This is a genomic window from Streptomyces sp. AK02-01A, from assembly GCF_033795305.1.
Taxonomy (GTDB): domain Bacteria; phylum Actinomycetota; class Actinomycetes; order Streptomycetales; family Streptomycetaceae; genus Streptomyces.
In genome coordinates this window covers 47,832-59,674 of sequence record NZ_JARBAE010000031.1, presented here as the reverse complement: position 1 = coordinate 59,674, position 11,843 = coordinate 47,832, and the positions used below count along the sequence as shown (strand labels likewise).

The 11,843-nt window shown below is 70.6% G+C and carries 8 protein-coding genes; 7 read left to right on the top strand and 1 reads right to left on the bottom strand.

Features of this window, described 5'->3' with window-relative positions:
• Positions 1–93 precede the first annotated feature (93 nt).
• From PV679_RS25190 to PV679_RS25160, 7 genes are all read left to right on the top strand, one after another.
• The gene (locus PV679_RS25190) at positions 94–1,422 is read left to right on the top strand and encodes an ABC transporter substrate-binding protein (protein ID WP_319682666.1); all 1,329 of its coding nucleotides are present in this window, start codon (positions 94–96) and stop codon (positions 1,420–1,422) included.
• Positions 1,423–1,431: 9 nt separating this feature from the next.
• The gene (locus tag PV679_RS25185; protein WP_416069797.1) at positions 1,432–2,793 is read left to right on the top strand and encodes an ABC transporter permease subunit; all 1,362 of its coding nucleotides are present in this window, start codon (positions 1,432–1,434) and stop codon (positions 2,791–2,793) included.
• Positions 2,793–3,737, top strand: coding sequence for a carbohydrate ABC transporter permease (locus tag PV679_RS25180; protein ID WP_319682665.1), 945 nt, complete (start codon positions 2,793–2,795; stop codon positions 3,735–3,737). Before PV679_RS25185 ends, PV679_RS25180 begins: the two co-directional genes overlap by 1 nt.
• 501 nt (positions 3,738–4,238) lie before the next feature.
• Positions 4,239–4,700: a DUF6643 family protein gene (locus PV679_RS25175; protein ID WP_319682664.1), complete on the top strand. Its 462-nt coding sequence runs from the start codon at positions 4,239–4,241 to the stop codon at positions 4,698–4,700.
• Positions 4,701–4,737: 37 nt separating this feature from the next.
• On the top strand, positions 4,738–5,592 hold the full coding sequence (locus tag PV679_RS25170) for an MOSC domain-containing protein (RefSeq protein ID WP_319682663.1): 855 nt from the start codon (positions 4,738–4,740) through the stop codon (positions 5,590–5,592).
• Positions 5,593–6,023: 431 nt separating this feature from the next.
• Complete coding sequence (locus PV679_RS25165; protein WP_319682662.1) at positions 6,024–6,632, top strand: hypothetical protein; 609 nt, start codon at positions 6,024–6,026, stop codon at positions 6,630–6,632.
• 139 nt (positions 6,633–6,771) lie between these two features.
• Entirely contained in the window at positions 6,772–9,186 is a 2,415-nt protein-coding gene (locus PV679_RS25160; protein ID WP_319682661.1) for a right-handed parallel beta-helix repeat-containing protein, read from the top strand.
• Here PV679_RS25160 and PV679_RS25155 read toward each other — a convergent pair.
• The gene (locus PV679_RS25155) at positions 9,156–11,651 is read right to left on the bottom strand and encodes a hypothetical protein (protein WP_416069796.1); all 2,496 of its coding nucleotides are present in this window, start codon (positions 11,649–11,651) and stop codon (positions 9,156–9,158) included. The genes PV679_RS25160 and PV679_RS25155 overlap by 31 nt on opposite strands.
• Between the last annotated feature and the right edge of the window lie 192 nt (positions 11,652–11,843).

The following is an 11,843-nucleotide window of genomic DNA, read 5'->3' as shown; positions in this document are numbered from 1 at the left end:
GTCCCGCACGGCGTCACCCCTTGATTCCGAGCACCACCCGCACAGCAAGAGCGCGCACGGCTTACCGAGCACGCTGACGAAGGGACTTCAAAGATGAAGCGCACCGTTGTGACCACCGTCCTCATCTGTGGCCTGGCTCTGTCCGGCACCGGCTGCGGAGGCGGCGGCGGCGACTCGGCCTCCTCCGCGCCGAAGGAAGGCCAGGCCCTCAAGGGACAGACAATCACCGTGGCGGCCGTGTGGACCGGCGAGGAGCAGGCCAGCTTCAAGAAGGTGCTCGACGGCTTCACACGGAAGACGGGAGCCGAGATCCAGTTCGTCTCGACCGGCGACAACGTCTCCACCGTCATCGGCAGCAAGATCCAGGGCGGCGACGCCCCCGACGTGGTCATGGTCCCGCAGGTCGGAGTCGTCCAGCAGTTCGCGAAGTCGGGCTGGCTGGCGCCGCTGTCCGCGAACGTGAAGGCCGCCGCCACCAAGAACTACGCCCAGGTGTGGCAGGACTACGGCACCGTGGAGGGCACCTTCTACGCCCTGTACTTCAAGGCGTCCGACAAGTCGACGGTCTGGTACAGCCCGACGGCCTTCGCGAACGCCGGCGTCACTCCGCCGACCACGTACGAGCAGATGATGGCCGACGCGAAGACGATCGCCGACTCGGGCCTGAGCGCGTTCGCCATCGGCGGGCAGGACGGCTGGACGCTCACCGACTGGTTCGAGAACATCTATCTCTCCCAGGCGGGCGCCGCGAACTACGACAAGCTCGCGCAGCACAAGATCCCCTGGACCGATCCGACCGTGGTCAAGAGCCTGACGACACTGGGTGAACTCTTCAAGCAGAAGACACTGATCGCGGGCGGAGCCGAGGGAGCGCTGCGCACCGACTTCCCGACGTCGGTGACACAGGTCTTCGGTGACGAGCCGAAGGCCGCCATGACGTACGAGGGCGACTTCGTCAGCGGCAACATCACCAACGACCTGCACAAGAAGGTCGGCACAGATGCCAAGTTCTTCGCCTTCCCCTCGGTGGGCGGCGGCGACGCTCCGGTTGTCGGCGGCGGCGACGCGGCCGTGGCTCTCAAGGAGGGCAAGAACCCGTCGGGCGGCATGAGGCTGCTGGAGTACCTGGCCACCCCGGAGGCCGCGGGAATCTGGGCCAAGTCGGGAGGCTTCCTCTCCCCGAACAAGTCCCTGCCGCTCTCCTCCTACAGCAACGACACCCTGCGGCAGACCGCCAAGTCGCTGATCGGCGCGGGCGACAACGTGCGGTTCGACATGTCCGATCAGGCACCGGCCGCCTTCGGCGGCACCGCGGGCACCGGCGAGTGGAAGCTCCTGCAGGACTTCCTCGCCGACCCGTCCGACCCCAAGGCCACGGCGAAGAAGCTCGAAACCGCCGCTGCCAAGGCCTACAAGGACTGATGCGGCGTCATGTCCACTGCCACGGCCCCCACCGGTACCACCATGTCTCCGGAGATTCCGGCACAGTTGGCGGCCAACCGCCGGCGCAAGCGCAAAGCCCGGGTCACCGCCGTACTCTTCGCCCTCCCCGCGCTGACCCTGCTCGGAGCGCTCGTGGGCTACCCGATCCTCTACTCGGCCGTCCGCTCCACCTACGACGCGGGCGGCAGCCACTTCGTAGGACTCAGCAACTACGGTGAACTGTTCCAGGACAAGGCCACGCTGACGGCTCTGCGCAACACCGCCGTCTGGGTCATCGTCGTGCCGGCCCTGCTGACAGGGCTCGGACTGATCCTCGCGGTCCTCACCGAGAAGATCCGCTGGGCCACCGCGTTCAAGCTGCTGATCTTCATGCCGATGGCGGTCTCCTTCCTCGCGGCCGGTATCACGTTCCGCCTGGTGTACGACCAGGACCCGCAGCGCGGTGTGCTCAACGCGGCGACGGTCGGCATCCATGACGCCTTCGCCGACTCGGCCGGCTATCCCGGAGCCCGTCCGCGCGATGCCACCGTCCTCAAGCACACGACCGGCGGCGCGTACACCACCGTCCACACCACCGGCCCCGGCGAACCACTCACACTGGGTCTGGTCGGCCTGCCACCCACCGGGATCCCGGCGGAGGCGAAGCAAGCCGTGAACCCAGCCACCACACAGGCGGCGGACGCGGTGACGGGCGTCGTCTACGTGGACTTCGCACCGGGCGGCGGCGGAAAGCCGAACCAGGTCGATCTCCGCGAACGCGGACTGCCCGGCATCACGCTCCAGCTCACCCGCGACGGGAAGACGGTCGCGGAGACCACCAGCTCGGCCGACGGCTCCTTCGCCTTCAAGGACACCAAGCCCGGCACCTACGCGGTGCGGCTCCCGGCGGAGAACTTCGCCGAGCCCTACGGCGGCATCTCCTGGCTGGGCCGCGCCCTCATCACTCCCGCGATCATGGGCGCGTACCTCTGGGTCTGGACCGGCTTCGCCATGGTCCTGATCGGCGCCGGCCTCTCCGCGCTCCCCCGCGAGATGCTGGAAGCCGCCCGTATGGACGGCGCGAACGAATGGAACGTCTTCCGGCGGATCACGGTCCCGCTGCTGGCGCCGGTGCTGAGTGTGGTCTTCGTGACGCTGATCATCAACGTGATGAAGGTCTTTGATCTCGTCTACATCATCGCGCCGGGACCCGTGCAGCAGGACGCCAACGTACTGGCCCTCCAGATGTGGCTGGTCTCCTTCGGCGGCGGCAACAACCAGGGCCTGGGCAGCGCGATCGGCGTGGTCCTGCTGCTCCTGGTGATCCCGGCGATGGCTGTGAACATCCGACGCTTCCGCAGGAGTCGCTGATGGCCGCCCAGAGTTCCACCGCGCAGTTGCCGCCGGTCATCCCGAGCGGCGAGAAGAAGACGGCGGCACCGCCCACCGCACCGCGGCGGCCGGGGAGCGGTGCGGCGAGCCGCGCCACCGGGTGGCTGCGCAATGGCCTCGTGCAGGCCGTCCTCATCGTGATCGCGCTCGTCTGGCTCACTCCGACGGTCGGCCTGTTCGTGGCCTCCCTGCGCTCGTCGACCGACCAGAGCAGGAGCGGCTGGTGGACGGCGCTCACCCACACGGGCGGGCTGTCGTTCGACAACTACGGTCGTCTGCTGGACGACAGCGACATGACACGAGCGTTCCTCAACACTGTCATGATCTCGGTCCCGGCCACCGTGGGCGTCGTCGTCCTCGCCGCCCTCGCGGGCTACGCGTTCGCCTGGCTGGAGTTTCCCGGCCGGGACTGGATCTTCCTGCTCGTCGTCGGCATGCTCGTGGTGCCGGTACAGATCGGGCTGCTGCCGGTCGCCAAGCTCTTCGGCGCTCTCGGTATCTTCGGCTCGATCCCGGGCGTGATCCTTTTCCACATCGCCTACGGGCTGCCCTTCGCCGTCTTCCTGCTGCGCAATTACTTCGCCGAGATACCGCGCGAGATGCTGGAGGCGGCTCGTATGGACGGCGGAACCGAGTGGATGATCTTCTGGCGGCTCATCCTGCCCATGGGCCGTCCTGCCATCGCCAGCCTGTCGATCTTCCAGTTCCTGTGGGTCTGGAACGACATGCTGGTGTCGCTGATCTTCGCCGACAGCGGATCCCAGCCGCTGACCGTCGCCCTCCAGTCCCATGTCCGCCAGTTCGGCGCGAACATCGACGTCCTCGCTCCCGGCGCCTTCCTCTCGCTGATCGTGCCTCTCATCGTCTTCTTCGCCTTCCAGCGGCACTTCGTCGAAGGAGTGATGGCCGGCTCAGTCAAGTAACGGTGAGAGGGCTTCCGGCCCACTCTCCCAGCAGGAAGCCCCGACGCGTCAGTGCGGCGAGGCGGTCGCCACCCGTACCGGACTCAGGCGGTACGGGTGGCTTCCGTGACTGGCAGGAGGGACAGTCGTCCTGGCGAGTACCACGCGCGTGTCACGCCTGGTAGCCCATCCACCGCTTCTCGTCAGCCAACCATGGGCCCTCCAACGGAAAAGCCCCCGCTGTTAACGGAAGCCTTAACAATGTTTTGGCAACTTAAGGGCTGTCCCGTTAATCCCCGGCGGGCGCGCGACGACAGCACGGCGCCTCGCCGCGTTGTCGGAGCGCCCGCATACATCCAGTACGCGAGCGCCCCTCCGCCGTGCGACGCACCGCATCCGACGCCGCGCGCCGACCCACCAGGGATCACGGGACAGCCCTTAGTCGGACAGAACCAGCGTAAAAGGGATGACCCCAAGATTGGGACTCCCCAACCGGCACATCGTGGGCTTAACTTATGTTCTATGACCTCCCCCCGCGCCACCTACGGCGGCGGTTACTACACCGCGCCGTCGTTCCCGGACACCCCGATCTACGACTCCCTGGTCGCGGAGCGGGGCACGCCTCAGATCGCCCCGATCCGAGTGCCTTCCGCCTACGACACGGGTAACAGCTATCTCCCGGCTCTGCCCGCCGCGCTGCCCGCACTCCCGGCGGCTCCCTCTCATCCCGCGCCCGCCTACGGCGGTTACCAGCAGCAGCCGATGCAGCAGCCCATGCCGCTCCAGCACGCGCCGGCGCCGTACATCCCGCAGCAGGCCCCGCCGCGTGGCTACCAGGCCGCCCAGCCCCAGCCGCAACCGCAGCGTCCGATGCCCGGCACGGGCTACGAGGCGATGCGCCCGGCGGCTCCCCGGCCGGCGCCCGCGCCGCCCACTCAGTACGACGACCCGTACAACCGGCCCTACCAGAACCGGGGGTACTGACAGGCGGGATGTCAGGAGGCGGTGACAGGATGGTTTCATGCCGAAGCCGGTTCGTCCTGTTCTGCACGCCTTGCGCGTACACCCGGTCAAGTCGATGGCCGGAATCACGCCGGACAGCGCGTTCGTCGAGCCTTGGGGACTTGCCGGCGACCGCCGTTGGGCATTGATCGACGGCACAGGGAAGGCGGTCACACAGCGCCGGCAGCCGCGGCTGGCGCTCGCACACGCCGAGCCGCGGCCGGACGGCGGGATCCGGCTGCGCGCGCCCGGCCTCGGGCCGCTGGGCGTGGACGTCGGCGTGCCGAAGCCCACCGACACGGTCGTGGTGGACATCTTCGGGACCAAGGTCGAAGCGGTTCTCGCCGGTCATGCCGCGGGTGATGTGGATGTGCACGGCCTGCTGAGCGCGTACCTCGGGGTGGAGGTCCGGCTTGTGCATCTCGACGACCCGGCCGTGCGCCGGCCGGTCAATCCGCTGTACGCGCGGCCCGGGGAGACGGTCAGCTTCGCGGACGGATTTCCGCTGCTGGTCACCACGCTCGGCTCGCTCGACGCCCTCAACTCCCTGATCGCACAGGGAGATCACGCGGACGAGGGACCGCTCCCGATGGACCGGTTCCGGCCGAATCTCGTCATCGCGGGCACTGCGCCCTGGGCGGAGGACGACTGGCTGCGCCTCGCCGTCGGTGAGGTCACCTTCCGCGTCGCCAGGCCCTGCGGCCGGTGTGTCATCACCACCACCGACCAGCGCACGGCGGAGCGCGGCAAGGAGCCGCTGCGCACCCTCGGCCGGTACCGCGGGTTCGACGGCCGGCTGATCTTCGGACAGAACATCGTGCCCGAGTCCACCGGCACCGTCCGGGTGGGCGATCCGGTGACCGTTCTTGAGTGAACGGCCCCGGACTGCTCATCGGGCCCGCCCGCGGCCGGCGACGGCGCTGTCCGGGCGCCCGGCGGCCCACCATTGTCCCTCGACCGCCGGAGGCCGCCGGCTCCATGCGTGAAGACGTCCGCCGGGGGAACACGACCCGGCGACGGGCCTGTTGAGTGCATGGAGCACCGAGGTGAGCTTGCTCTCTCTTCGTACCCGTCGCGCGTAAACCGTGCTGCCCGCGGCTAGGCCCTGTCTGACACATGGCGCCGTCCGCCCGCAGTGCGGGGCCCCCGGGTCCGGTGCGTGCGACAGCGAGGCGGAGGAGCGGGCTCGTAGTGGACGTACGTGGCTGACTCCGACAACGCCGCGAGCGGGCGTGCCGGGCGTCGTGGGCCGGGCGGGATGTGTCAGACAGGGCCTGGGACGGAGACGGAAGGGGGTGCGGGACTGTGCGATCGATCGCGGGACTCTGGCGCTGGCGGCGCAACCCCCTGCGCCGGGTTACCGATCTTGTGGAAGCGTGGGTGGCGCTGACGGCGGTGCTGCTGTTCGCCGTGGCGACACCGGCGAGCGGCTGGATCTGCGGGACTCTCATCGATTCGTCGCTGCAGCGGACGGTACGCCTCCAGCACGAGCAGCGGCACCGGACGACCGCCGTGGTGACCGGCCCCGCGTCGGAGCGGCACCGCGACGCGTATGACGCCGAGTCGGCCGCCAACCACGCGGCGGGCAGCCGGGTGACGGCCACATGGCGGTCCGCCGACGGCAGGACACACACCGGCACGGTCTCCGCGCCGCTGCGCGCGCCCCGTCCCGGCGAGACGTTCGGTATCTGGGCCGACGAGCAGGGCAAGCAGGTACGCGGTCCGATGAACGGGACCAGCGCCCGCGTCCACGCCATTCTGGCCGGATTCGGTTCGGCCGCGCTGGCCGCCGGGCTCGTGGAATGCCTGCGGCGGCTGATCGTATGGCAGTTGAAACAGCGGCGGTACAAACGGCTCGACCGGGCCTGGGCCAAGGCCGGTCCTGACTGGGGTCGTACCGGCGCCGGGAGCTGATACCCGCCGCTTGCGTCAACTCAGCGCCTCGGCGCGCGCTACGGTGGTGCCGCCCGGTCCGTCGTTGCGGCCGGGGTTCCGGGCCGGTACCCGGGACGGCACAACACGCGCACGCACGAGGCGGGGGCACAACAGCGCCATGGCACAGGGCACGGTCCAGGTGACGCACACCGGAACATCGCGTTGGCGGCGCCGCACAGGCGAATACGCTTCCCTCGCGGGGGCCCTGGAGGCCGCCGGCGACGGCGACGTCCTCACCATCGCCCCGGGCACCTACCGGGAGAATCTCGTGGTGGCGCACGCCGTCACGCTGCGCGGTCCGGAGGGCTCGCTCGGCTCCGTACGTATCGCGCCGGCCGACGGGGTGCCGCTGACTCTGCGCGCCTCGGCCACCGTCCAGGACCTCCATATCGAGGGCCAGGACACGACGGCCCCGGCGCTGCTCGTCGAGGACTGCACACCCGAGCTGCTGGATCTGCGGGTCGTGACCCGCTCCGCGGCGGGCATAGAGGTGCGGGGTTCGGCCCGCCCCACGGTCCGCCGCTGCACCGTCGACAATCCGGCCGGTGTCGGCATCGCCGTACTCGACGGTGCGGGCGGGGTGTTCGAGGAGTGCGAGATCGTCGCGGCCGGGCAGTCCGGCGTCTCGGTGCGCGGCGGCGGGCATCCTCGGCTGGAACGCTGCCGGATCCACCACTCCTCGGGGTCCGGCCTGTCCGTCACCGGCGACGGCAGCGGCCTGGAGGCGATCGGCTGCGAGGTGTACGAGATCAAGGGCACCGGAGTGCAGATCGCCTCCCGTGCCTCGGCTCATCTCACCGACTCCTCCGTGCACCGGACCTCGGCCGACGGCATCACTCTCGACACCGACGCCGTACTCACCCTCTCCGACTGCGACATCCACGACGTCCCGGAGAACGCCGTCGATCTGCGGTCCCGTTCGGTGCTGACCCTGACCCGCTCCACGGTCCGCCGGTTCGGCCGCAACGGCCTCTCCGTCTGGGACCCGGGCACGCGCGTCGACGCCAACCAGTGCGAGATCCAGGACAGTACGGGCGACTATCCGGCGGTCTGGGTCAGCGACGGCGCCACCGCCGTCCTGGAATCCTGCCGTGTCCATGATGTGCCGGACGCGCTCTTCGTCCTCGACCGCGGCTCGCGCGTCGACGTGGTCGACAGCGACCTCTCCCAGGTCCGCAACACGGCGGTGTCGGTGAGCGACGGCGCGACCGCGCAACTCGACGACTGCCGCATCCGCGAGGCCTCCACCGGGGCCTGGTTCCGGGACCACGGCAGCGGCGGCACGCTGAACTCCTGCACGATCGACTCCGTCCAGACCGGCGTCATCGTTACCAAGGGCGCCGACCCCACCATCGAGCGCTGCACGGTCACCTCGCCCGCCGAGGCCGGTTTCTATGTCTCCGCCGAGGGCCGCGGCACCTTCCACAACTGCCGGGTGACGGGCAGCGGCGGCTATGGCTTCCATGTGATGGACGGCTGCCGTACGACGCTCAAGCGGTGCCGTACCGAACGGTGCGCGCGCGGCGGATACGACTTCGCGGAGGACGGACCGACCGTCGAGGACTGCACCAGTGACGAGAGCGGCGTACTGACGCCCACACCGGAACCGCCTTCCGTGCTGACCGCGACCCAGTCGGCCGGCGTTCTCGGCGCGATTCCCACGACTCCGGCCGGCGCGTCCTCGACCGTCACCAGCGCCGCGCCGGCCGTCCCGGCCACCGCGCGGACCTCCGAGGACGTCCTCGGTGAGCTGGACACACTGGTGGGCCTCGAAAGCGTCAAGCGCGAGGTCCGGGCGCTCACCGACATGATCGAGGTCGGCCGCCGCCGCAAGGAGGCGGGTCTCAAGGCCGCCTCGGTCCGCCGCCATCTGGTCTTCACCGGCTCACCCGGCACCGGCAAGACGACCGTGGCCCGGCTGTACGGCGAGATCCTGGCCTCGCTCGGCGTGCTGGACAGCGGTCATCTCGTCGAGGTCTCCCGGGTGGACCTGGTGGGCGAGCACATCGGCTCGACCGCGATCCGCACCCAGGAGGCGTTCGACCGGGCGCGCGGCGGAGTGCTGTTCATCGACGAGGCGTACGCCCTCTCGCCGGAGGACTCCGGGCGGGACTTCGGCAAAGAAGCCATCGACACACTGGTGAAGCTGATGGAGGACCACCGCGACGCGGTGGTCGTGATCGTCGCGGGCTACACCGCCGAGATGGAACGGTTCCTTACCGTCAACCCCGGTGTGGCGTCCCGCTTCTCACGGACCATCACCTTCAGCGACTACATTCCCGAAGAGCTGCTCCGGATCGTGGAGCAGCAGTCCGAGGAGCACGAGTACCGGCTGGGCGACGGCACGGCCGAGGCGCTGCTCAAGTACTTCACGGCGCTGCCCAAGGGACCGGCCTTCGGCAACGGCCGTACCGCGCGGCAGACCTTCGAGTCGATGGTGGAGCGGCACGCGGGCCGGGTCGCCCAGCTTCCGGAGACCAGCACGGACGATCTCACCCTGCTCTACGCGGACGATCTGCCCGAGCTGCCCTGAGCGCCTCGGTCGTCGCCGCTCCGCGACTGCCGTGGCACCGCCGCCGGCGGCAACCGGTCGAGCAGCGCCGCGCGTTCCTCGGCGAAGGCCGGATCGGCCTGGTAGTCGGAGTGCCCGAGGACCGGCTCGGGCAGTGGATGCAGGAGCGTACGGCCGTAGGCGAGCGGATCCGTCAGCGGCCCCCGGTCCACCTCCGGGCGGTCGCCGTCGGCGGCGATCCGCACGGGGCCGCCGATCGGGTCGGTGGCCCGCCAGAGATTGCGCCAGCAGTGCACCTCCCTGCTCAGGTCGCGCAGCGGTCCGGCGCCGAAGTACGCGGGAAACCAGCGGCCGTAGAGCCGCTCCAGCGGTGAGCCGTACGTCAGCAGCGCCACCCGGAGGCGGGTGGCGGCCCGGAGCTGCCAGACGGCGGCGGCGGCCAGCACGCTGCCCTGCGAGTGGCCGGAGAGCACCAGCCGGCCGCCGGTGCGGCCGGTCCAGGTCTCGATCCGCCAGGTGAGGTCCGGGACGGCGCGTTCGGCGTAGCAGGGCGGTGCGAAGGGATGCGCGGCGCGCGGCCAGAAGGTGCCGACGTCCCAGAGGATGCCGATGGTGCGCCGGGCCGAGGCGTCCCGGTAGGCACGACGGCCCCAGGTGACGAACAGTATGAAGCCGAGGCCGATCAGCCAGGAGCCCAGCGCCTGCGCGGTGTCGGCCACGGACTCGACGAAGGAGTCGGTGCCTTCCGCCGCCTGCCCGGGTACTTCGCCGCTCATCCAGGATCCGGCGACCGCGGCGGCGCCGAGCAGCAGGGCCGCGCCGGCGAGGAGAGCGACAAGCCGTGGAGCGGCGTCGGTGAGCGCGGCCCTGGCCCGGAGACCCGCGATCTGCCGGGTGCGGAGGGAGTCCGCGGTCACCTGTCCGTACTCGGCCTCCACCACCGGGGCCAGCGCGCGGGCGGCCCGCACGGTCCTCACGGCGAGGACGGCGACCGGCACCAGCAGCAGCACGAGCAGCACCGGAATGACGGCGGCCTGCCAGCTCAGCAGCACCGGCGGGCCCAGGATCGCGCCGCCGCCCATGCCCGGCGTGGCTTCGCCGTCGAGCCAGTCGGCGACGCGCTGGGCGACACCGCCGGTCATCACTCCGCCCAGCGCGCACGCGAGCATCGCGACGGCCGGTCCGGCGAAGCCACGCATCGCGGTCCTCGGCTGCGGCACGCGGCGGTACAGCGCACGGGCCGTGACGGCGAGCGCGACGATCAGCGCGACCTGCGCCAGCGCGATCATCTGGAAGGTGGCATCGCCGGGAAGAGTGCCGGTGGAGACCCAGCCGGGCCGTGACCAGGCGGCGAACAGCACGGACAGGCCCAGCAGAGTGAGCGCCACGGACGGCAGCCGGCTGATCATGGCGCGGTCGAGAGTGCCGTCGCGCCGGCGCTCGCTGCGCCCTCTGCTGCACACCACCCAGAGCACAACGGCCGCGCAGCCGGCGATCGTTGCCCGCAGCAGCGGACCGAGGACCGCCGTCACACCGCCGGCGCCGCCGTCGTGTTCGGTGACGGCCGCGCTGAGCGCGGCGGCGACGGTGAGAAATCCGGCGGCGGTGTGCGCGGAGCGGAGCCGGGCGACGAGCCGGCGGCCGTACCAGAATCCGGGACGGCCGAGCGCGGGCCGCACCTTCGGGCCCTCATCCGCGGCCGGTGCCGGCCGGTGCTCGTCCACGCCGTCGTCCGGGTCCGCCGGAGCCTTCTGAGAACGCTCCTGGGAGCGCTCGTCGGTGGGCGGGCGCTGGGCCTCGTACGCGCTCCACGTCCGGTTGGAGAGATACCACAACAGTCCCACCAGCGCCGTGGGCACCGTCGCCGCGAGGGCCAGCCGCCGTCCCGGCTGCGACCACCAGCCCTGGCGCTCCGGTGAGAGGAAGCCGAGCCAGGACTGGTTCGCGACGCACTCCGGCGAGCCGGCGCACTGCCACGCCGTCAGATCGAGCGCGACCTCACAGGCCGAGGCCGTCAACAGCACGGTGAGAGTGAGAGCGACCAGGCGTACGAGCACGCCGTACAGCCGCTGGGACTTCCCGAGCCCCTTGGTGGCGGGCCGCATCCAGTGCGCGAGGTTGACCACCATGAAGGGAAGGAGCAGCAGCCACAGGGCCCGGGAGCCGTCGCCCGAGGTGAGATTGGACCAGCAGTACGCCTCGCGGACCGGCCGGTCCCGGTACCGCTCGGGCCGGAGCTCGGCGTCGGTGTCGTCGGCCCGGCGGTACACGGCGGCCGTCTCGTCACCGGTGATCCTGACCGTGCGCGGATCGTCGAGCGTCTCCTGCGGTGTGGCCCCGCCGACGCCGTGGACGAGCAGTTCGAGCGCGGCTTCGCCGCTGCGCGGATCAGGTGTCTCAGAGGGCACTTCGGTGACTCGCTCTCGGGTGGCGGGACCGGCCGGCGCGGTCGGCGCGACGGGGCGGAAGGGAACGCTCGTCAGCATTCCGGACGCGGGCCGTTCGCCGCCGGGCCCTCACGGAATCTCCCCGGCCTCCGACCCCGCCAACCCCGGACCGGAGCACCTGCCGGAGCACCGTGGGAGGATGAGGGACTCCTGATGATCGGACAGCCACGATCGGACAGCCAGGACCGCCGGGTACGACAACGGCGGATGACGACGCGGAAGGACCGGCCC

Excerpts from the sequence above, each read along its gene's own strand:
- PV679_RS25190 (WP_319682666.1), top strand. The coding sequence starts at position 94 with ATGAAGCGCACCGTTGTGACCACCGTCCTCATCTGTGGCCTGGCTCTG.
- PV679_RS25185 (WP_416069797.1), top strand. The coding sequence starts at position 1,432 with ATGTCCACTGCCACGGCCCCCACCGGTACCACCATGTCTCCGGAGATT.
- PV679_RS25180 (WP_319682665.1), top strand. The coding sequence starts at position 2,793 with ATGGCCGCCCAGAGTTCCACCGCGCAGTTGCCGCCGGTCATCCCGAGC.
- PV679_RS25175 (WP_319682664.1), top strand. The coding sequence starts at position 4,239 with ATGACCTCCCCCCGCGCCACCTACGGCGGCGGTTACTACACCGCGCCG.
- PV679_RS25170 (WP_319682663.1), top strand. The coding sequence starts at position 4,738 with ATGCCGAAGCCGGTTCGTCCTGTTCTGCACGCCTTGCGCGTACACCCG.
- PV679_RS25160 (WP_319682661.1), top strand. The coding sequence starts at position 6,772 with ATGGCACAGGGCACGGTCCAGGTGACGCACACCGGAACATCGCGTTGG.
- PV679_RS25155 (WP_416069796.1), bottom strand. The coding sequence starts at position 11,651 with ATGCTGACGAGCGTTCCCTTCCGCCCCGTCGCGCCGACCGCGCCGGCC.